The 21900-nt window shown below is 61.4% G+C and carries 18 protein-coding genes; 5 read left to right on the forward strand and 13 right to left on the reverse strand.

Annotation, left to right across the window (positions count from 1 at the left end):
* Nucleotides 1-72: 72 nt before the first annotated feature.
* From urtD to urtA, 4 genes are all read right to left on the reverse strand, one after another.
* A complete protein-coding gene (urtD, locus tag HGO38_RS06980; RefSeq protein ID WP_250955170.1) occupies nucleotides 73-825 on the reverse strand; it encodes an urea ABC transporter ATP-binding protein UrtD in 753 nt (250 codons plus the stop codon).
* Nucleotides 826-830: 5 nt separating this feature from the next.
* Complete coding sequence (gene urtC, locus HGO38_RS06985; protein WP_250955171.1) at nucleotides 831-1994, reverse strand: urea ABC transporter permease subunit UrtC; 1164 nt, start codon at nucleotides 1992-1994, stop codon at nucleotides 831-833.
* Entirely contained in the window at nucleotides 1991-3604 is a 1614-nt protein-coding gene (urtB, locus tag HGO38_RS06990; RefSeq protein ID WP_250955172.1) for an urea ABC transporter permease subunit UrtB, read from the reverse strand. Before urtB ends, urtC begins: the two co-directional genes overlap by 4 nt.
* Before the next feature lie 212 nt (nucleotides 3605-3816).
* A complete protein-coding gene (gene urtA / locus HGO38_RS06995) occupies nucleotides 3817-5106 on the reverse strand; it encodes an urea ABC transporter substrate-binding protein (RefSeq protein ID WP_250955173.1) in 1290 nt (429 codons plus the stop codon).
* A 437-nt stretch (nucleotides 5107-5543) separates the two neighbouring features.
* On the opposite strand from urtA, the gene HGO38_RS07000 reads away from it, so the two are divergent.
* The 3 genes from HGO38_RS07000 to HGO38_RS07010 all read left to right on the forward strand — a co-directional run bounded on the left by HGO38_RS07000 (nucleotide 5544) and on the right by HGO38_RS07010 (nucleotide 6605).
* Nucleotides 5544-5753, forward strand: coding sequence for a cold-shock protein (locus HGO38_RS07000; RefSeq protein ID WP_250955174.1), 210 nt, complete (start codon nucleotides 5544-5546; stop codon nucleotides 5751-5753).
* Nucleotides 5754-5992: 239 nt separating this feature from the next.
* Complete coding sequence (gene rpsU, locus HGO38_RS07005) at nucleotides 5993-6235, forward strand: 30S ribosomal protein S21 (RefSeq protein WP_168472100.1); 243 nt, start codon at nucleotides 5993-5995, stop codon at nucleotides 6233-6235.
* Between the two features lie 127 nt (nucleotides 6236-6362).
* On the forward strand, nucleotides 6363-6605 hold the full coding sequence (locus HGO38_RS07010; RefSeq protein ID WP_250955175.1) for a hypothetical protein: 243 nt from the start codon (nucleotides 6363-6365) through the stop codon (nucleotides 6603-6605).
* A gap of 68 nt (nucleotides 6606-6673) precedes the next feature.
* On the opposite strand, the gene HGO38_RS07015 is transcribed toward HGO38_RS07010, so the two are convergent.
* Nucleotides 6674-6925: an RDD family protein gene (locus HGO38_RS07015; RefSeq protein WP_250955176.1), complete on the reverse strand. Its 252-nt coding sequence runs from the start codon at nucleotides 6923-6925 to the stop codon at nucleotides 6674-6676.
* Nucleotides 6926-7144: 219 nt separating this feature from the next.
* Between HGO38_RS07015 and HGO38_RS07020 the strand changes: the two genes are divergently transcribed.
* Together HGO38_RS07020 and HGO38_RS07025 are read left to right on the forward strand one after the other, a co-directional pair.
* A complete protein-coding gene (locus tag HGO38_RS07020; protein WP_250955177.1) occupies nucleotides 7145-10534 on the forward strand; it encodes a hybrid sensor histidine kinase/response regulator in 3390 nt (1129 codons plus the stop codon).
* Nucleotides 10527-11450: a response regulator gene (locus HGO38_RS07025; protein ID WP_250955178.1), complete on the forward strand. Its 924-nt coding sequence runs from the start codon at nucleotides 10527-10529 to the stop codon at nucleotides 11448-11450. Before HGO38_RS07020 ends, HGO38_RS07025 begins: the two co-directional genes overlap by 8 nt.
* Nucleotides 11451-11709: 259 nt before the next feature.
* On the opposite strand, the gene HGO38_RS07030 is transcribed toward HGO38_RS07025, so the two are convergent.
* The 8 genes from HGO38_RS07030 to HGO38_RS07065 form a co-directional block, all read right to left on the reverse strand.
* Nucleotides 11710-13356, reverse strand: a complete 1647-nt coding sequence (locus HGO38_RS07030; RefSeq protein ID WP_502941507.1) for an acyl-CoA synthetase — start codon at nucleotides 13354-13356, stop codon at nucleotides 11710-11712.
* Nucleotides 13357-13524: 168 nt separating this feature from the next.
* Nucleotides 13525-14640, reverse strand: a complete 1116-nt coding sequence (locus HGO38_RS07035; RefSeq protein WP_250955179.1) for a branched-chain amino acid ABC transporter substrate-binding protein — start codon at nucleotides 14638-14640, stop codon at nucleotides 13525-13527.
* 139 nt (nucleotides 14641-14779) lie between these two features.
* Nucleotides 14780-15133: a DUF6867 family protein gene (locus HGO38_RS07040; RefSeq protein WP_250955180.1), complete on the reverse strand. Its 354-nt coding sequence runs from the start codon at nucleotides 15131-15133 to the stop codon at nucleotides 14780-14782.
* A gap of 24 nt (nucleotides 15134-15157) precedes the next feature.
* Nucleotides 15158-15886 (reverse strand): ABC transporter ATP-binding protein, encoded by a 729-nt coding sequence (locus tag HGO38_RS07045; RefSeq protein WP_250955181.1) that lies wholly within the window; start codon nucleotides 15884-15886, stop codon nucleotides 15158-15160.
* Nucleotides 15886-16755, reverse strand: coding sequence for an ABC transporter ATP-binding protein (locus HGO38_RS07050; RefSeq protein ID WP_250955182.1), 870 nt, complete (start codon nucleotides 16753-16755; stop codon nucleotides 15886-15888). The genes HGO38_RS07045 and HGO38_RS07050 overlap by 1 nt, the downstream gene beginning before the upstream one ends.
* Complete coding sequence (gene livM, locus HGO38_RS07055; protein ID WP_250955183.1) at nucleotides 16755-18143, reverse strand: high-affinity branched-chain amino acid ABC transporter permease LivM; 1389 nt, start codon at nucleotides 18141-18143, stop codon at nucleotides 16755-16757. The genes HGO38_RS07050 and livM overlap by 1 nt, the downstream gene beginning before the upstream one ends.
* Nucleotides 18144-18147: 4 nt before the next feature.
* Nucleotides 18148-19050 carry a branched-chain amino acid ABC transporter permease gene (locus HGO38_RS07060; protein ID WP_250955184.1) on the reverse strand — a complete coding sequence of 301 codons (903 nt, stop codon included), beginning with the start codon at nucleotides 19048-19050 and terminating at the stop codon, nucleotides 18148-18150.
* Nucleotides 19051-19337: 287 nt separating this feature from the next.
* Nucleotides 19338-21764: a GcvT family protein gene (locus tag HGO38_RS07065; RefSeq protein WP_250955185.1), complete on the reverse strand. Its 2427-nt coding sequence runs from the start codon at nucleotides 21762-21764 to the stop codon at nucleotides 19338-19340.
* Nucleotides 21765-21900 lie beyond the last annotated feature (136 nt).

A 21900-nucleotide genomic window follows, 5' to 3' on the forward strand; every position in this document is an offset into this window, starting at 1 on the left:
CGATCTCTCCCCTTGAGGGGGAGATGCCCGGCAGGGCAGAGGGGGGGATTTCGCTGCACCGATGAGCCATCCTCACCGCCCCAGATAGTTTTCGATGACCTTCGGATCGTTGGACACGAAGTCGATCGAGCCCTCGGCCAGCACCGAGCCTTCGGCCAAGCAGGTCACCTTGACGCCGAGGTCGCGAATGAAGCCCATGTCGTGTTCGACGACGACGACCGAACGGGTCTTGGCGATCTCTTTCAAGAGGATGGCCGTCTCCACGGTTTCGGCATCCGTCATGCCGGCCACCGGTTCGTCGACCAGCAACAGCTTGGGCTCCTGCGCCAGCAACATGCCGATCTCCAGCCATTGCTTCTGGCCGTGCGACAGGTTGGCGGCCAGATCGTCCTTGCGGCCGGTCAGCCGCACGGTCTCAAGGATTTCCTCGATACGGGCCCGGTCGTCGGCCGTCAGCCGATAAAACAGCGTGGCGAACACGCCGCGTTTGCGGTTGAGCGCCAGTTCCAGATTGTCCCAGACCGTGTGGCTTTCGAACACCGTCGGCTTCTGGAATTTCCGGCCGATGCCGAGCTGGGCGATTTCCGCCTCGTCCTTCTTGGTGAGATCGACCTCGCCGTTGAAGAACACGACGCCGCTGTCGGGCCGGGTCTTTCCGGTGATGATGTCCATCATCGTCGTCTTGCCGGCACCGTTCGGGCCGATAATGGCGCGAAGCTCGCCGGGTTCGATGACGAAGGACAGCGAATTCAGCGCCTTGAACCCGTCGAACGAGACGGAAACGCCATCGAGGTAGAGCAGGCTTGTCGGTTTTGTCTCGGTCATATCCATCACTCCGCTGCCTGGCCGACCGGCAAGCCGGTATCCCTGCCCTTTTCCGCCTCTGCCGCCGCCTTCAGATCCTTTCGGGCGGTCCAGCGCTGCTGGATCGTTCCAACGATGCCCTTGGGCAGGAACAGCGTCACGCCGATGAACAGGCCGCCGAGCGCAAACAGCCAGAGGTCGGGGAAGGCGCCGGTGAAATAACTCTTGCCCGCATTGACCAGGATGGCGCCGATGATCGGGCCGATCAGCGTGCCGCGGCCGCCGACCGCGGTCCACACCACCACTTCGATGGAATTGGCCGGTGCAAATTCGCCGGGATTGATGATGCCGACCTGCGGCACGAACAGCGCTCCGGCAATGCCGGCCATCATCGCCGAGACGACGAAGGTGAAGAGCTTGATATTCTCGACCCGGTAACCCAGAAACCGCACCCGGCTTTCCGCATCGCGCACGCCGACCAGCACCTTGCCGAATTTCGAATTGACGATGCCGGAGGTCAGGAGCAGGCAGAGCGCCAGCATCAGCGCCGAAGCCGCAAACAGCACGGCCCGCGTGCCGTCGGCCTGGACGTTGAAGCCGATGATTTCCTTGAAATCGGTCAAGCCGTTATTGCCGCCGAAACCCATGTCGTTGCGGAAGAAGGCAAGCAGCAGCGCATAGGTCATCGCCTGGGTGATGATCGACAGATAGACGCCGTTGACGCGGGAGCGGAAGGCGAACCACCCGAAGATGAAGGCGAGCAGGCCGGGCACGAACAGCACCATGACCATGGCGAACGGGAAGATGTTGAAGCCGTGCCAGAACCACGGCAATTCCTTCCAGTTCAGGAAGACCATGAAGTCGGGCAGGATGGGATTGCCGTAAACGCCGCGCGAACCGATCTGGCGCATCAGATACATGCCCATGGCATAGCCGCCGAGCGCGAAGAAGGCGCCGTGGCCAAGCGACAGGATGCCGCAATAGCCCCAGACCAGATCGAGCGCCAGGGCCAGCAGGGCGTAGCACAGATACTTGCCCATCAGCGCCATGGCATAGGTCGGAATGTGGAAGAAGCTGTCTTCCGGGGTGAGCAGATTGAGCGCCGGGATCAGCACGGCCACGCCCATCAGTATGGCGATGGTGACGATGATCCGGCCTTCGAGGGCGCGCAGGATGAAACCGGTGATCATGCTTCGATCGCCCTTCCCTTGAGCGCGAACAGGCCGCGCGGTCGTTTCTGGATAAACAGGATGATCAGCACCAGAACTAGGATCTTGCCGAGCACGGCGCCGACCGATGGTTCAAGGAACTTGTTGAGCACGCCGAGCGACAAGGCACCGACCAGCGTTCCCCACAGATTGCCGACGCCGCCGAACACCACGACCATAAAACTGTCGATGATATAGGCCTGGCCGAGGTTCGGCGAAACGTTGTCGATCTGGCTGAGTGCCACGCCGGCAATGCCGGCAATGCCGGAGCCGAGCGCAAAGGTGAAGGCATCGACCCAGGGTGTGCGGATGCCCATGGAGGAGGCCATGCGGCGGTTCTGGGTCACGGCGCGCATCTGCAGGCCGAAGGCGGATTTCTTCATCAGCACCAGCAGCGCAAAGAAGATCGACAGCGAGAACAGGATGATCCACATGCGGTTCCAGGTCACCGTAATGCCGCCGAGCGGAAAGGAGCCGGACATCCACGAGGGGTTACCGACCTCCTGGTTGGTCGGCCCGAAAATGGTGCGGATGCCCTGCTGCAGGATCAGCGATATGCCCCAGGTGGCCAGCAGCGTTTCGAGCGGCCGGCCGTACAGAAACCGGATGACGCCGCGCTCGACCACCAGACCGATAAAGCCCGTGACCAGGAAGGCGACCGGCACGGCGATGGCCAGCGACCAGTCGAACAGGCCGGGATAGCTGGAGCGGATCACCTCCTGCACCACGAAGGTGGAATAGGCGCCGATCATCACCATTTCGCCATGCGCCATATTGATGATGCCCATCACGCCGAAGGTGATGGCAAGGCCGATCGCCGCCAAAAGCAGCACGGAGCCGAGCGACAGGCCGTACCAGACATTCTGCGCCAGATCCCAGAGGGCCAGATCGCCCTGCAGGTCGGCAATCGCCGCATCGAGATCCGGTTTCAGTGTGGCATCGATCGACGAGGACACGGTCATCAGCATGCCGATCGCCTCGCGGCCGCCGATCGACTGGACGGTGTCGATCGCGGCGCGCTTCTCCTCGACGGAGCGGTCGGAGGCGAGCACCGACACGGCGCGCGCCTCTTCCATGCGCAGCTTGACTTCAGCGTCGGTTTCCTTGGCCAGCGCCGTCTCGACCAGATCGAGATTTTCGGCACTCGGCGATTGCAGCACGGATTGCGCCGCGGCCAACCGCACCGATTTGTCGGGGCTGAGCAGTGTCAGGCCGCCAAGCGCCGAACGGATGGCGCGGCGCAGCGTGTTGTTGACCTTGATCTTGGTAAAGGCGGCCTTGGGCGCCTCGCCGGCGCTCTCGCCGGTCAGAGGATCGATCGCCTTGAGATTGGCGCCGGCCGATTTGGTGATGACGACAGCGCCGTCGGTCTTGCGCAGATAGAGATCGCCCTCGGCAAAGGCCTCCAGCGCCGGCACGACGCGGGTGTCGCCGCTTGCGGCGATCTGCCCGAGCAGATCGGCAGCCTCGGTGAAGCTCGCCTTGCCCAGCGCATTGATCAGGTCCTTCGGATCGCTCTGCGCCAGGGATGGCGTGGCGAGGGCGAGCATCAAAAGTGCAAAAAACGCCTGGATGAATATTTTAAAGGTCATGAGATCGCCCCTCATCCGCCCGTCGCATAGATGCGCCGTGGCGATGGTTTCGGGTGTCAGTGGACACTGACTCCCCCTCTGGCCTGCCGGCCATCTCCCCCACAAGGGGGGAGACAATTCGTGGCATCGCCCCGCGTCTCTTCAACAATGACAAGCAGATGCAAACGCCCCGCCGTAAAGCCCCTCCCCCTTGTGGGGAGGGGATTGCCCGATCAGGCGCCCTTGCCGCCGCACTTGCCGGTGGCAACGTTGAAGTTGCCGCATTCCATCGGCTTGCGCCAATCGGAGATCAGGTCCTTGGAGTCCGGCAGATAATCCGACCATTCGTCGCCGACCACGGCCGGGGTTTCCTGGACGATTTCGAACTGGCCATCGGCCTGGATTTCACCGATCAGCACCGGCTTGGTGATGTGGTGGTTCGGCATGACGGTGGAATAGCCGCCCGACAGGTTCGGAACGGAGGTGCCGATGATCGTGTCGAGAACAGCGTCGGTGTCGGTCGTCCCGGCAGCCTCGACGGCCTTTACCCAGGCATTGAAGCCGATATAGGCGGCTTCCATCGGGTCGTTGGTGACGCGCTTGTCGTTCTTGGTATAGGCATGCCAGGTCTTGATGAACTCGGCATTGACCGGAGCGTCGACGGACTGGAAGTAGTTCCAGGCAGCCAGATGGCCGACCAGCGGCGTGGTGTCGAGACCGGCCAGTTCTTCTTCGCCAACCGAGAAGGCGACGACCGGAATGTCTTCGGCTTTGATGCCCTGGTTGCCGAGTTCCTTGTAGAAGGGAACGTTGGCGTCACCGTTGATGGTCGACACGACGGCGGTCTTCTTGCCGGCCGAGCCGAACTTCTTGATGTCGGACACGATCGTCTGCCAGTCGGAATGACCGAACGGCGTGTAGTTGATCATGATATCCTCTTCCTTCACGCCCTTGGAGAGCAGGTAGGCCTTGAGGATCTTGTTGGTGGTCTGCGGATAGACATAGTCGGTGCCGGCCAGAACCCAGCGCTCGACGCCTTCGGTTTCAGCCAGGTAGTCGACGGCCGGGATGGCCTGCTGGTTGGGAGCGGCACCGGTATAGAAGATATTGCGCGAGGATTCTTCACCCTCGTACTGCACGGGGTAGAACAGGATCGAGTTCAGCTCTTCGAACACAGGCAGAACCGACTTGCGCGACGACGAAGTCCAGCAGCCGAACACGGCAGCGACCTTGTCCTGGGAAATCAGCTGGCGGGCCTTTTCGGCAAACAGCGGCCAGTCGGAGGCCGGATCGACGACGACAGCTTCAAGCTGCTTGCCGAGTACGCCACCCTTCTTGTTCTGCTCCTCGATGAGCATCAGCATGGCATCCTTGAGCGTCGTCTCGGAAATGGCCATGGTGCCGGACAGCGAATGCAGGACGCCGACCTTGATCGTGTCATCGGCCGCAAGCGCGCCGTTGAATGCCGTGGTGGACAGCATGGCAGCAAGCAATGCGCCGGTCAGTTTGGCTTTCAGTTTCATCTGGAACTCCCCTCTATTCGTTGGGCAATCGGTGGGTAAAGAAAACTTTAACCGTTGCTGAAGGGGACTATCGGACGCTGCACTGCAAAACCGTATACGTCATATGACGTAACCGAGGGGGGAGAATGGGGGGATTCGCCTCAGGGGACACTGGATCTGGCCAAGCGCCGCTCCGCTCAAAACGAGCCGGGCAAAGAAATTCTTCCAGAACCCGAATTTTGCCGGTACATACGAATAAATAATTTTCCAATAGTCCAATCTGATAAAATATTTTTATAAAAAACTTGCTTTTTCGATGCCGGAACTTATATTTAACGCATCGATCCCTGTCTGCGACCATCACCCGTAAGCCTAAGCTTTCGCACGATTCCATTCACTATCGATCCGCCGCCGACGGATCTCCGTCGGCAAGATTAAGACGAATGGAGGAATGGAACATGGCTTCAGGCACTGTGAAGTGGTTTAACAGCACCAAGGGTTTTGGCTTTATCGAGCCTGACGACGGTTCGACGGATGTGTTCGTACACGTGTCCGCAGTCGAGCGTTCGGGCCTTTCCGGTCTCGCCGAAGGACAGAAGATCCAGTACGAAGTCGCCAAGGACAGCCGCACGGGCAAAAGCTCGGCTGCCAATCTGCAGGCGATCTGACAATTCGGTTCCAGCGACCGGTGACCGCGGATATGCCGGCACCATAGTCGCTCGAAACGGCAGGGCCGAGCCATCGCTCGGCCTTCTTCGTTTATCTTGAGCTTTGCCGACGTCGCGTTCCGACCGAAAGCGCATCATCTTGAAAAGCGGAAATGGCCCGAGCCTTTTCGCCCGCAACGACCACATGAAAGCCGACCGCCCGGATCCAGATGATCCAGGGTCAAGGCCAAGGAGTTCCATTGCAAGTTCTGGTAAGAGACAACAACGTTGATCAAGCTCTGCGCGTTCTGAAGAAGAAGATGCAGCGCGAGGGTCTTTTTCGCGAAATGAAGGCACGCTCGGCTTACGAGAAGCCGTCCGAAAAGCGCGTTCGTGAAAAGGCCGAAGCCATTCGCCGGACCCGCAAGCTGGCCCGCAAGAAGATGCAGCGCGAAGGCCTGCTGCCCATGCCCAAGCGCGTCGTGCCTGCCGCCCGCGCTTGAATTTTCTGTGAGTTTGTCGCTTCGGGAACGGCCTTCGTTTCCCTGACGAGCTCTAACAGACCGACTCCGGTTCGGGCCGCCATTTCTGGCGGTCCCGCGCATGACAACCGATCTGCGAGGATATGACATGACCGCAACGACTGAAGCATTTTTCAAGCCCGAGAAAGTCTCCAAGATCGCCAAGGCGCAGCAGACCGACGACAGCGCCCGCGCCATTATCGAGGCCGAAGCGACAGCCCGGGAAAAGAAGACCCAGAAGCTGCGCGAACTGCGCATGCAGCAGGAAGGGGTGGCCCCCGTGGAAGACGAGGCGCCCAAGAAGAAGACCGTGCGCAAGACGCCCGCCAAGACTGCGACGCCCAAGAAATAAGACGCTTCCCATCCAAGATGATCGCAGGCGCCGGAAGTCCTCCGGCGCTGTTGCGGGGCCGTGTCTGCCTACCGGGCCTTCAGGATGCGCTTCCAGATCGTGCCGCCGAGATAGCGGTTGCAGATCACGAAATAGCCGATCATCAGGGCAAACAGCAGGATGGCCGGTCCGCCGGTCAGATTGAAGCCGCCCTCGGTCGCGCCGCCGAAGATCCGGGCGATCAGCAGGCCGAACACCCAGAACACCATGAAGAAATCAAGGATGAAGGCCAGCACGACCCGCCAGGTCGACGGCCGTTGCGGTTGGTTTGCGGTGTCCATTCTCGTCCCTCCCAGGGTCGACCCCTGTCGGCATCATCGGGCAAGCCTTAGGACAAAGCCCCGGACTTTGAAAGCCGGCCCAAGCAACCCGGCCAGACCATTTCTGACCCGCTCCGGCCTTTCGCAGCGCAGCAATCCGCCCTTGCAAATTGCCAATAATCCGCCGACACTTAGACCTCAGGTCATCATCCCCTTTTGTCGAGAAGTTAGTCAGGCCGCATGGCAGCACGCCAACGCATCATTCCCGTCCGGCGCGAATACAATCGCTGGGTCGCCAACCAGACCCTGGAAGACTATGCGCTGCGCTTCACCGCCAAGAGCGCAAGGCGCTTCTCCTCCAGCCGCATCTCCCAGACGGCCATCGGCGCGATCTCGTTCCTGGCGCTGGAGGCGATCGGCGGCACCATCACGCTGTCCTACGGCACCACCAATGCCTTCTTCGCCATCGTTGCCGCAGCGATCCTGATGCTCGGCATCGGCCTGCCGATCAGCCGCTATGCGATCCGACACGGCGTCGATATCGACCTTTTGACCCGCGGCGCCGGCTTCGGCTATATCGGCTCGACCATTACCTCGCTGATCTACGCCGCCTTCACCTTCATGCTGTTTGCCATCGAGGCGTCGATCATGACCGGCGCCCTGGAGCTGGCCTTCGGCATCCCGCTGTGGATCGGCTATATCATCTCGGCCGTCGCGGTCATTCCGCTGGTCACCTATGGCGTGCAGCTGATCTCGAAATTCCAGCTGATCACCCAGCCCTTCTGGATCGTTCTCAACGTCCTGCCCTTCATCTTCATCGCCTTTTCCGACTGGGAAAAGTTCGATCTCTGGCGCTCCTTTGCCGGCGTCGGCCATTCCAATGCGGAACCGGGCCTGGCCGCCCCCTTCGATCTCCTGGAATTCGGCGCCGCTTCCGCCGTGATCCTGGCGCTGATGCCGCAGATCGGCGAGCAGGTCGACTTCCTGCGCTTCCTGCCGCCGGAGGGCGGGCGCAAGCTGCATCATCGCTTCGCGATCTTCCTGGCCGGCGCCGGCTGGGTGGTGCTCGGCGTGCCGAAGCTTCTGGCCGGCTCCTTCCTCGCAGTCCTGACGCTCTCGACCGCCGTGCCGATCCGCGAGGCGGCCGATCCGGCCCATATGTATCTGACCGCCTTTGGCTACATGATCCCCAACGACACCGCCGCCATGCTGCTGATGGCCGCATTCGTGGTGATCTCGCAGCTGAAGATCAACGTGATGAACGCCTATGCCGGGTCGCTCGCCTGGTCGAACTTCTTTTCCCGCCTCACCCACAGCCATCCCGGCCGCGTCGTCTGGCTGGTGTTCAACGTGGCGATCGCCCTGCTTTTGATGGAACTCGGCATCTACCGGCTGCTCGAACAGACGCTCGGCATCTTCTCGATCATCGCCATGTCCTGGCTCTGCACCATTTCCGCCGACCTCTTCGTCAACAAGCCGCTCGGCCTTGCCCCGCCCGGCATCGAGTTCAAGCGCGCCCATCTCTACGACATCAATCCGGTCGGCTGCGGCACGCTGCTTCTGACCGGCGGCATCGCGCTTTCCGCCCATTTCGGCCTGTTCGGCCCACTGCTGGCCTCGCTTGCCCCCTATCTGACGCTGATCGCCTTCCTGATCTCGCCGCTGATCGCCTGGCTAACCGAGGGCAAGTTCTATCTGGCCCGCAAACCCCGCCAGAGCTGGAAGAATCTTTCCTCGATCACCTGTTCGATCTGCGAACACCCGTTCGAGCCGGAAGACATGGCCTGGTGCCCCGCCTATGCGGCGCCGATCTGTTCGCTGTGCTGTTCGCTCGACAGCCGCTGCCACGACATGTGCAAGCCGCAGGCCAAGCTCAATGCCCAGGTCGGCACGGTGGCCGGCGCCTTCCTGCCGGCCGGCATCATCGCCCGACTGACCACCCGGCTCGGCCGCTATGTCATCACCGCGGTGATCTCGATCTCGCTGATCGGCGCCATCCTGGCGCTGATTGCCCATCAGGTGGCGACCGCCTCGCCGGACACCGCCGATGTGGTCAACAGCTCGGTGCTGATCGTCTTCTTCGTATTTTCGGTCATCACCGGCGTGGCCAGCTGGTTCTATGTGCTGGCCCATGACAGCCGGGTGGTGGCGGAAGAGGAATCGTCACGCCAGAACACGTTGCTCCTCAAGGAAATCGCCGCCCACAAGAAGACCGACGCCGCCCTGCAGTCGGCGAAGGAAGCAGCGGAAGCTGCCAACCGCGCCAAGAGCCGCTATGTGGTGGGGCTCAGCCACGAGCTGCGCACCCCGCTCAATGCCGTGCTGGGTTATGCGCAACTGCTGGAGCGCGACGAAACGATCCCTGCCCCCCGCCAGTCGGCGATCCGCGTCATCCGCCGCTCGGCCGATCACCTATCCGGCCTGATCGACGGGCTGCTCGACATTTCGAAGATCGAGGCGGGTCGCTTGCAGGGCTATTCCAACGAAATCAACATCCAGGATTTCCTCGACCAGATCGTCGACATGTTCCAGCCCCAGGCCGAGGCCAAGGGGCTGACCTTCCAGCACGAACGGCCGCGCAACCTGCCGCAATATGTGCGCGCCGACGAAAAGCGGCTGCGCCAGATCCTTGTCAACCTGCTGTCGAACGCCATCAAGTTCACCGATGCCGGCACCGTGCGTTTCGACATAACCTATCGCAGCCAGGTGGCGACCTTCACCGTCGCCGACACCGGCCGCGGCATTGCCGAGAAGGACCTGGCCCGCATCTACGAGCCCTTTCAGCGCGGCGAGGCCGAAACTGTGCGGCCGATGCCGGGCCTGGGTCTCGGCCTGACGATCACCCGCCTGCTGACCAATACACTCGGCGGCGAAATTGCCGTCACCAGCGAGAAGGACAAGGGCTCGACCTTCCGGGTCCGGCTGATGCTGTCGACCGTCGACCGGCCGAGCACGGCACCGGCACCGGAACGCAAGATCGTCTCCTATTCCGGCCCGCGCCGCACCGTCGTCGTGGTCGACGACAACGAGGACCACCGCGACCTGATGCGCGAAGTGCTCGGACCGCTCGATTTCGTCGTGCTGACCGCCAATTCCGGACCGGACTGCCTGACCCTGATCGAGGGCGTCAAGCCGGATCTCTTCCTGGTCGATATCTCCATGCCTGGCATGAACGGCTGGCAACTGGTCGAAAAGCTGCGCGACGGCGGCCAGACTTCGCCGATCCTGATGCTGTCGGCCAATATCGGCGACGGTTCGGTGCGCAGCGCCGGCGAGGACGGTCACAATGATGCGATCTCCAAGCCGGTCGATGTCAAGAAGCTGCGCGACAAGCTCGCCATGTATCTCGGCCTCGACTGGATCTATGCCGACGAGATGCCGGCCCCCCTGAAACCAAAACCGCCGGCCCGCCCGCAAAGCCCCGGCGCCGGCCATATCGAGGATCTCGTCCAGCTGGGCGAAATCGGTTATGTCAGGGGCATCGAATCCAAGCTCGCCGACCTTGCCAAAAGCCCGGAAAACCTGCCATTTACGGAAGCTCTGCGGGTCTACGTTCAGGCCTTCGACCTGTCGGGTTACGCAGCCTTCCTGAAGCAGTTCCAGTCGGAGAAAGAAGACACCCGTGGCTGACGGCAACCAACCCCGCGATATCATCCTCCTGGTGGATGACAGCCCGGACGCACTCGGTTTCCTCACCGATGCGCTGGAGCAATCGGGTTTTTCCGTGCTGATCGCCACCTCCGGCACGGCAGCGCTCGGCATCGTCGAGCGCATCAGCCCCGATCTCATCCTGCTCGATGCCGTGATGCCGGCCATGGACGGTTTCGAGACCTGCCGCCGCCTGAAGGCCAATGCCGCAGTGGCGCAGGTGCCCGTCATCTTCATGACCGGCCTGACGGAAACCGAACATGTGGTGCACGCGCTGGAATCGGGCGGCGTCGATTACCTGACCAAGCCGATCAATATCGACGAATTGCGGGCCCGCATCCGCGTGCATCTGTCCAATGCCCGTTCGGCCCAGAGCGCCCGCGTCGCGCTGGATGCCGCCGGCCGCCACCTTCTGGCCGTCAAGGGCGATGGCTCGGTGCACTGGTCGACCCCGCAGGCAACCCGCCTCGTCAATGCCGCCACCGGCCGCGACGATGGGCTCGAAACCGTCGCCCGCTCGGTCGCCACCTGGATGGCCAGCCGCAACACACCAGGCTTTTCACGCGATACGTCGTTTGCCTTTGCCCATGACGGCGAGGCCGCCCTGCAACTGGCCTTTCTCGGTGCCATCGGAGCCGACGAATACCTGTTCCGCCTGACCGCCTCCAGCCAGAAGAGCGACGACGAAACCCTGCGCCAGAGCTTTGGCCTGACCCAGCGCGAATCCGAAGTGCTGCTATGGATCGCCAAGGGCAAGTCGAACCGCGATATCGGCGACATCCTCGGCCTCTCGGCCCGCACCGTGAACAAGCATCTCGAACAGATCTACGTCAAACTCGGCGTCGAAAACCGCGCCTCGGCCGCGGTCAAGGCAGCGCATGTGTTGCACGAGGGGTGAGTTTTTTCACGTCTTTTGAGACACGACGGTGGATAGGGTACCCCCCTCTGCCCTGCCGGGCATCTCCCCCACACGGGGGGAGATCGAATCGCGGAAACGCTCAGCCCATCAGCAATGTAGTGATTCCTGGTCATGGCCATGGTTTGACGGCACCGGCGGCTCAAGCCGATCTCCCCCCGTGTGGGGGAGATGGCCGGCAGGCCAGAGGGGGGTAACCGTCTCATGCAAGGGTCTGCAACAAGACAAAACGCCCCAACCCCTAAAGCGCCCTCGCCTTTTCCCGCAACAGATACTTCTGGATCTTGCCGGTCGAAGTCTTCGGCAGAGGCCCGAACACCACCGTCTTCGGAGCCTTGTAATGGGCCATGTTGGCGCGGCAGAAGTCGATCAGGTCTTTCTCCGTCACCTCAGCGCCGTCCTTCAGCCCGACAAAGGCGCAAGGGGTTTCGCCCCATTTCTCGTCCGGTCGGGCGACGATGGCCGCCTCCATCACCGCCGGGTGGCGGTAGAGTACGCCCTCCACCTCGATCGACGAGATGTTCTCGCCGCCTGAGATGATGATGTCCTTGGAGCGGTCCTTGATCTCGATATAGCCGTCGGCATGGGTCACGGCGAGATCGCCGGAATGAAACCAGCCGCCGGCAAAGGCCTTGTCCGTCGATGAGGCATTCTTGAGATAGCCGCGCATGACATTGTTGCCGCGAAAGAAGATCTCGCCCATCGTCTCGCCATCGTGCGGCAGCGGCTCGAGCGTCTCGGGATCGGCGACCATCAGCCCGTCGAGCACGCAATAGCGCACGCCCTGGCGGGCCTTCAGCCGGGCCTTTTCGGAGATGTCCAGCGCATCCCATTCGTCATGCCAGGCGCAGACCACGGCGGGGCCATAGGTCTCGGTCAGACCATAGGCATGGGTGATCTCGAAGCCGAGCGCCTCCATGGCCTCGATCACCGCCGCCGGCGGTGCCGCCCCCGCCGTCATCACCTTGACCGAATGATCGATGCCGACCTTTAGCTCGGCCGGGGCATGGGCCAGCAGGTTGAGAACGATCGGCGCGCCGCAGAAATGCGTGACCTTTTCCGTCTTGATCAAGCCGTAGACCGCATCGACCCGGACCGCCCGCAGGCAGACCGAGGTGCCGGCCGCAGCGGCGATGGTCCAGGGAAAACACCAGCCGTTGCAATGGAACATCGGCAGGGTCCAGAGGTAGACCGGATGGGTGGCCATGCTCCAGGTCAGGATATTGCCGATGGCGTTGAGATACGCGCCGCGATGGTGATAGACGACGCCTTTCGGGTCGCCCGTCGTGCCGGAGGTGTAATTGAGGCTGATCGCATCCCATTCGTCGGCCGGCCGCTGCCACGGGAAATCGGCATTGCCTTCTGCCAGCAGGGCGTCATAGGTCTGGGCACCAACCTGCCGTCCGCCGGCAAAGCTCGGGTCAAGGATATCGATTATCTCGATGGACCGACCGGTGATGGCCACGGCGCGCTCGGCAAGATCTGCAAATTCCGGATCGACGATCAACAGCTTCGCCTCGGCATGGTTGAGGATGAAGCCGACCGCCTCGGCATCGAGCCTTGTATTGATTGCGTTCAGCACCGCGCCGCTCATCGGCACGCCGAAATGGCACTCGAACATTTCAGGGATATTGGCGGCGATCACCGCGACGGTGTCGCCCTTGCCGATGCCGCGATTGGTCAGCGCGCTGGCCAGCTTGCGCACCCGATCATAGGTCTGCGCCCAGTTGCGCCGCAGAGTGCCATAGACGATGGCGGTGCGCGCCGGATAGATCGCAGCAGTCCGCTCGATAAAGCTCAACGGCGACATCTGCGAGAAATTGGCGGGGCTCTTGTCGAGGTCGCGGTCATAGATGCTGTCGCTGCCGGCAGCTGTCATTGCATGCATGGTTCTGGAGCCTCCCAACTCGTTTCCCAGCTTTCAAGTATTACCGAAACGCCGATGCACGCAACGTTATTATTTCCGGATGCCCGACGATATCGGCTGCGGCGCCGCAAAACAGAAAGCCCGGCGCGAGGCCGGGCTTTCCAGTATTTTCAGGCAAAAGCGAACAGCTTATTGCGGAACGTAGGTGAACTTGCCGTCGGCGCCCTTTTTCCACTCGTACATGATGTAGCCTGGGATCTTCGGGTCGCCCTTTGCGTCAAACGACATGTCGCCGAGAGCGGTCGGGAACGGGCCCTTTTCCTTCATGGCAGTCGCAACGGCTTCCGGCTCGATGGAATCGGCGGCCTTGGCGGCAGCTGCGATCGTCTGCATGGCTGCATACGAATAGAGCGTGTAGGCTTCCGGGTTGAAGCCGGCAGCCTTGAACTTTTCGACGAGTTCCTTGTTGGCCGGGTTCAGTGTCGGGTCAGGGCCGAAGGTGTTGAGCGTGCCTTCGACAGCGTCGCCGGCAATCGAGGCCAGTTCGTTCGAAACGATACCATCGCCCGAGACGAGCGTGGCCTTGAGGCCCTGGTCGGCAGCCTGGCGGATGATCAGGCCGGCTTCGGTGTGGAGACCGCCCCAGTAGATGATCGTGACGCCGGCTTCCTTCATCTTGGCGATGAGGGCCGAGAAGTCCTTGTCGCCGGTGGTGACGCCTTCGTACATGACTTCCGTCAGGCCGAGAGCGTTCATCGCCTTCTTGGTTTCGTCGGCAAGGCCCTGGCCGTAAGGCGTCTTGTCGTGAACGACAGCGATCTTGGCGTCCTTGAACTTTTCAGCGAGATAGGCACCGGCAACGGCGCCCTGCTGGTCGTCACGGCCGCAGGTACGGAAGGTGTTCCACATGCCGCGCTCGGTGAAGACAGGGTTGGTCGCAGCCGGGGTGATTTCGAGGATGCCGTTTTCAGCATAGACTTCAGACGCCGGGATCGAAACGCCGGAGTTGAAGTGACCGATGACGAACTTCACGCCGTCAGCCACGAACTTGTTGGCAACCGAGATGCCCTGCTTCGGGTCGGACACGTCGTCACCGAGAACGATCTTGATCTGCTCGCCATTGATGCCACCAGCAGCATTGATGTCTGCGGCTGCCTGTTCGGCACCCTTCTGGAGCTGTGCGCCGAAAGCAGCATTCGGGCCGGTCAACGGACCACCGACGCCGACAAGGATGTCAGCCCAGGCGTTGCCGCTGAAGGCGACCATGGCCGACAGCGCAACGGCGGAAAGAAGAGTTTTCTTCATAGTGATACTCCCAATTTCTTAGGCGGGTTTGGTTTTTTAGAACCCTGCGCAATACCCACCGTGATTGCGCCGGGAAAAGCTGTTCCACTCGTTGAAAGCATCCGCTTCACTTGCCAATCTGACAAGAAAAGCGCGGCTGTCAATCTTTCTTCCGCCATGAGAAGGCGGAGGTCTTTTCGTAAAGCCAATAATAGTTATCGGCCATTTGGTTGGTGCGTTTCGTGCGGAAACCCGCGGTCGAAAACACCAGCAGCAGCGCCACATCGATGACGTAAAAGAAGGGGCTGATGAAGGGGCCCTGAAACAGGGCATAGTGGAGGAAGCGCATCACAACGCCCAGAAGCGCCGTGTAGATCACCACGGCCGGATAGTTCTGCCAGCCGTCGGCAACCGCTCGGCCGGCCCGCCATGCGGTCCAGAAACCGACCAGCATGACGAGGACGCGCAGCACGTAGCGAACGCCGGTATCGGTATCGAAAAACAAACCCTGCATATCAATCGCTCCCCTGACCGCCGCTCAATGTCGTCCGCCTTCGAGATAGGCGGCGCGAACCTGCGGGTCTGCCAGCAGTTCCTTGCCCGAGCCGCTCATGGTCACCTGGCCATTGACCATGACATAGGCGCGATCGGACAGTTTGAGGGCTGCAAAGGCGTTCTGCTCGACGAGGAAGACGGTCAGTCCCTCTTCCTTGTTGAGCTTCTTGATCGCCTCGAAAATGCCCTTGACGATCAGCGGCGCAAGCCCGAGTGACGGCTCGTCGAGCAGCAGCAGCTTCGGACGAGCCATCAGCGCGCGGCCGATCGACAGCATCTGCTGTTCGCCGCCCGACAGCGTGCCGCCGCGCTGGGCGCGCCGCTCCTTGAGCCGCGGAAAGAGCGTGAAGATCTTTTCCACGTCCTCGTCGAAATATTTCAGGTTGTCGAGGCCGGCGCCCATCTGCAGGTTTTCGAGCACGGTCATGCGCGGAAAAATGCGGCGGCCTTCCGGCGACTGGGCAATGCGGCGACGGGCGATCATATGCGTCTGCATGCGGGTGATATCCGTGCCGTCGAAGATGATCGAGCCGGCGCGGGCCTGCGGACTGCCGCAGATCGTCATCATCAGCGTCGACTTGCCGGCGCCGTTGGCGCCGATCAGGCTGACGATCTCGCCCTTGTTGACATGCACATCGACCCCGGCCAGCGCCCGGATATTGCCGTAATAGGTTTCGACACCTTGGACTTTCAGAAGGGCTTCATCGGTCATCAGATCGCCCCTCCGTCGAGTTCATGCGCAATCACGTCTTCCACTTCGTCGTCTTCCACGCCCAGATAGGCCGCGATAACCTTGGGATCGTTCTTCACATGGTCCGGCGTACCATCGGAAATCTTCTTGCCGTATTCCAGCACGACCACGTGGTCGGAGATCTCCATGACCACCGACATGTCGTGTTCGATCAGCATGATCGACGTGCCGTTCTCGTCGCGGATGCTGTGCAGCAGCGTGTTGAGGGCCGCCGATTCCCGCGGATTGAGGCCGGCGGCTGGCTCATCGAGGCACAGCAGTTCCGGCTCCGTGCACATGGCGCGGGCGATTTCCAGACGGCGCTGCGCCCCATAGGGCAGATCGCCGGCCGGATCGTCGGCGCGGTCGAGCAGGTCGGCCTTTTCAAGCCAATGGGCCGCGAAATCCACCGATTGCTTGGCCGCATTCTTGTAGGCCGGCAGGCCGAGCAGGCCGAGGACCGTATAGCCGGAGGCCAGCATCAGCTTGTTGTGCTGGGCGACCAGCAGGTTTTCCAGAACCGTCAGGCCGGAAAACAGCCGGATGTTCTGGAAGGTGCGGGCGACCTTGGCCTTCTTGGGGATCTCGAAGTCCGGCAGGCGTTCGAGCAGGAACTGCTTGCCGGATTTCTGCGTCATGGTGATCATGCCCATCGTCGGCTTGTAGAAGCCGGTGATGCAGTTGAACACGGTGGTCTTGCCGGCGCCGTTCGGGCCGATCAGCGCGGTGATCTCGCCGCGCTTGGCGTCGAAGGAGAAGTCGTTGATGGCCATCAGGCCGCCGAACTTCATCGACAGGTGTTCGACTTTCAGGATCGTATCGGTGGTCATCGTTTCTGTCCCGGAGGTCATCAGCCGTGACCCTCCTTGGTAAAGCTGCCTGAGACGGACTTGCGCTCCTTGAGGAAGGCCGTCGGCTCTCTGGACCCCACGAAGCCACGCGGCTTGAACAGCATGACGATGATCATCGCCAGGCCGAACAGCAGCATGCGGTAGAGTTCAGGCGTGAAATCGGGCCCGAACACGTGCTTGAGGAACTCCATTTCGCGCAGCAGTTCGGTGCCGCCGACCATGACGATCGCCGCAATCGCAATGCCGGTCAGCGAGCCCATGCCGCCGAGAACGACGATGGCGAGAATAACCGCCGATTCCAGGAAGACGAAGCTTTCCGGTGAGACAAAACCCTGGCGGGCGGCAAAGAACGAGCCGGCAAAGCCGCCGAACATCGCGCCGATGGCAAAGGCCGTCAGCTTGGTCGTCACCGTGTTGATGCCGAGCGAACGGCAGGCGGTCTCGTCCTCGCGTAGCGCTTCCCAGGCCCGGCCGATCGGCATGCGGCGCAGGCGGATGGTGACATAGGCCGTCAGCATGCAGAGTGCCAGGATCAGATAGAACAGGAAGACCTTGTAATAGGCCGACGACATCGGCAGGCCGAACAGCTTGGCAAAGCCGGTGGCCGAGGCATCGAACTTGATGCCGAACAGTGTCGCCTTGGGAATGCCGGAAATGCCGAACGTGCCCTTGGTGACATCGGTCCAGTTGATCAGCACCAGCCGGATAATTTCCCCGAAGGCGAGCGTCACGATGGCCAGGTAGTCGCCCCGCAGACGCAGGACCGGGAAGCCGAGAATGATGCCCCAGAGTGCAGCAAGCGCGCCGGAGATCGGCAGCAGCACCCAGAAGGACAGGCCATATTGCGACAGCAGCGCGTAGGAATAGGCGCCCACCGCATAGAAGGCGACATAGCCGAGGTCGAGCAGACCGGCGAGACCCACGACGATGTTCAGGCCCCAGGCCAGCATGACGTAGATCAGGATCTGGATGCCGAAGTTATCGACATATTTCAGCGAGCCCTGGATACCGGCCAGCCACATGATGACAGGCGGATAGAGGATCAGCGCGATCAGCGCGATCTTCAGGAAATGCACCTTGAAGAAACTCGGCTTGGCGTCGATGTCGGCATCGGCCGCCTTGGCGCGGTTCATCTTGCGCTCGGCAAACCACGGCGCGAACACCGCCACCATCAGGAAGCGGCCGACCCCGGCCACCGCCACGAACACGGCCAGAAGGCCCCAGCGCGTATACCAGATCAGTTCGTTGGAAATGTTCTGGTCGGTCTTGATGCCGACGAACAGCAGGAACATGCCGAATGCGATGGCTGCGGCAAACAGGCCTTCCTTCACTGCCCGTACCAGAAGACTGGACGGCGCCTTGTCGGTCTCGATTGCAGAATGTGCCATCCGCTTACACCTTCTCGACTTCGGGCCGGCCCAGAATGCCGGTCGGCTTGAAGATCAGCACGAAGGCCAGGAGGCCGAAGGTCGCGACATCCTTGTAGGCGATCGAGAAATAGGCCGACCACAGGCTTTCGATCAGGCCGATCAGCAGCCCGCCGAGCACGGCGCCCGGCAGCGAGCCGATGCCACCCAGAACGGCTGCAGTAAAGGCCTTGACGCCCGGAATGAAGCCATCGTTGAACGAGGCGACGCCATAATACATCAGGTACATGGTGCCGGCGACGGCAGCCAGTGCTGCCCCCATCACGAAGGTGATGGAAATCGTCTTGTCCACGTCGACGCCGAGCAGAGCCGCCATCTTGCGGTCTTGTTCGGTGGCGCGCTGGGCGCGGCCAAGCGGCGTCTTGTTGACGATGTACCAGAAGATCGTCAGCAGCACGGCCGTCACGGCGACGATGATCAGCTGCTTCAGGGACACGGTGATCGCACCGAGATGGAACACATCGGTGACCAGCGGCGGGATCGGCTTGTTGCGCGGTCCCTGCGTTACCTGGATGAAATTCGACAGCACGATCGACATGCCGATCGCGGTGATCAGCGGCGCCAGGCGGAACGATCCGCGCAACGGCCGATAGGCAACCCGCTCGATCGCCCAGTTCCACAGACCCGTCATCAGCATGGCAATCACCAGCATGATCAGCAGCGCAAGCGCCACCGGAATGCCGGCGAAGAAGGATGTCAGGATGAGGTAGACGATCAGGGCGGAGAAGCCGCCAAGCATGAAAATATCGCCATGAGCGAAGTTGATCATGCCGATAATACCGTACACCATCGTATAGCCGATAGCCACCAAGCCATAGATGGATCCAAGAGTCAGCCCGTTGATGAGCTGCTGGACGAAATACTCCATTTACTATCCCCCGGACACGGTCCTTTGGACGCCGCGTCTCTTGTATGTTGTCCCATTCGGGTTCTTAACATGAGGGCGATTTGATAGCCTTTTCGTTTGAAATGTGAAGCGCAAAAGCTGTGCAGCGCGCATTTTGTTACCAGTTGCACACAATTTGGCGCAATCAGGATCAGTTTCATCAAAAAAGCGGCATGATCCGCTTATTTATTGACCAGATCGGCAGGGATGCCGACCTGGTATCTTGATAATCGTTATATGCTATACATGACTAATACAGTTGCCCGCCATCAAGAGCGCATGCGCGAACCGTTGGCGTCGAACAGCGGCTGCGGCTGCAGCTTTGCCGTCAGCATCTCGCCCAGCAGCTCGATGCTCCAGCCTTCGAGCTCGTTGGCGATCTCTTTCGGCACATAGCCGAGCGCCACCGAGACGCCGCTTCCATGGGCATAACCACCCGAGGTCACCCAACCGCGCACCTCGCCGTTGAACGAGATCGGTTCGTCACCGATCACGTCGGCATCCCGCGCCTCGATGAGGAAAGTGCAGAGCCGCATCGTGCCGCCCTCTGCCTTTTCGAGGGCCGCCGCCGCCTTGCCGATGAAATCCGCCTCCTTCTTCAACGACACGAAACGGCCAAGGCCGGCCTCATAGGGCCCATAGAGCGGGCGATATTCGCGCGACCAGCTGCCAAAGCTCTTTTCCAGCCGGAGCGCGTTGAGCGCCCGCAGGCCAAACAGCGTGATGCCGAATTCGGCGCCGGCCTCCATCAGCGCGTCGAAGAGATAACGCTGGTATTCCGGCCGCATCCACAGTTCATAGCCGAGATCGCCGGTATAGCTGACGCGCCCGACAATCGCCGGCGCCATGCCGAGATCCATCTCGCGGATATCCATGAACGGAAAGGCAGCATCCGACAGGTCGAGATGGGTGAGCTTCTGCAGCACCTCGCGTGCCTTCGGTCCTGCAATCGATAGACCGACCAGCCCGAGATTGAGCGGATTGATCTCCACCGAGCCGTCCTCCGGCAGATGGCTCTCGAACCAGCGCATGTGATAGTCCTCGGCAATGCCGGAGCCGATGATCAGGAATTCCTCGTCATCGAGATTGGCCAGCGTAAAATCGCCGATCAGCTTGCCGTCGTCCTTCAGCATCGGTGCCAGCACCATGCGGCCCATGTCCGGGATCTTGCAGGCCAGCATCCGATCCAGCCAGTCGCGCGCCCCCTCGCCGCCCACCGAATATTTGGCAAAGCCCGAGGTTTCCATCAGCCCGACGCTGGCGCGCACCGCCTTGGCCTCCGCACCGACCGCCTCGAAATCGGTGGAGCGACGCCAGGAGAACTTGTCCTCGACGCCCTCAGGCGCAAACCACAGCGGCGTTTCCAGACCATAGGACGCGCCGAACACGGCGCCTGCGCTTTTGAGCTTGTCGTAGATCGGCGTGGTCAGCAGCGGCCGGCCGCCCGGCAGTTCCTCGTTGGGATAGCGGATCGAGAAGCGGCGCGAATAGTTTTCGCGCACCTTGGCATTGGTGTAGCCAAGCGTCGCATAATCGCCATAGCGGCAGACATCCATGGCAAAGACGTCGAAGCCCGGATCGCCCTCGATGATCCAGTTGGCCAGCGCCAGGCCGACGCCGCCCCCTTGGCTGAAACCGGCCATGACGGCACAGGCCGACCAGAAATTGGTCATGCCGCGCACCGGACCCACCAGCGGGTTGCCGTCGGGCGAGAAGGTGAAGGGGCCGTTGATGATCTTCTTGATCCCGGCATTGTTGAAGGCCGGGAAATGCCGGAAGCCGATTTCCAATTCGTTGGTGATGCGCTCCAGGTCTTCGGCCAGCAGCTCGTGGCCGAAGGTCCACGGCGTCTCGATCGGCGACCACGGTCGGCAATCCTTTTCATAGGTGCCCATCAGCATGCCGTTGCGCTCCTGGCGGATATAGATCTCGCCATCGAAATCGACGCAATGCATCAGCTCCTTGCCGCGGCTCTGGTTGAACTCGACGACCTCGGGCATGTCCTCGGTGATCAGGTACATATGCTCCATGGCCAGAACAGGCAGTTCCAGCCCGACCATGCGGCCGACCTCGCGCGCCCAGAGACCGGCGGCATTGACGACATGCTCGGCGCGGATTTCGCCCTTGTCGGTGATGACCCGCCAGGTGCCGTCTTCGAGCTGCACCAGATCCTCGACCTTGGTGTGCAGATAGATCTCGGCGCCGTTCTTCTTGGCGGATTTCGCATAGGCATGGGTCGTGCCATAGGGGTCGAGATGGCCTTCGTGCGGATCGAACACCGCGCCGACGAACTGCTTGGGATCGAGCAGCGGCATCATCTCATAGGCTTCTTCGGCCGAGATCAGTGTCGCCTCTCCGCCGGCATATTTGCCCTTGGCGAGCAGCGACTTCATCCAGTCGAAGCGCTCGGTGGTAGCCGCCAGCATCAGGCCGGAGGTCATATGCAACCCGATATCCTGGCCGGAATATTCTTCGATCTCCTTGTAGAGCTCGACGGTATATTTCTGCAGCTTGGCAACGTTCGGGTCGCCGTTGATGGTGTGCATGCCGCCGGCCGCATGCCAGGTCGAGCCGGAGGTCAGCTCCGAGCGCTCGACAAGCACGACATCGGTCCAGCCGAACTTGGTCAGGTGATAGAGCACCGAACACCCGACGACACCCCCGCCGATGACGACAACTCTGGCATGGCTTTTCATGAAACGCTCCTTTGGGTGCTTGCAGGCGATTGCCCGAAGCTAGAGCGGCGCGGGAAAAGCCGGAAGCCCACGCTGCGACGAAACATGTCGCTCAAGACAAAGAAACTGTCCGAATAGCGCCGCGGCCACAGGTCGG

Origin of the sequence: Rhizobium sp. CG5, assembly GCF_023701945.1 — a bacterium.
GTDB lineage: Bacteria > Pseudomonadota > Alphaproteobacteria > Rhizobiales > Rhizobiaceae > Allorhizobium.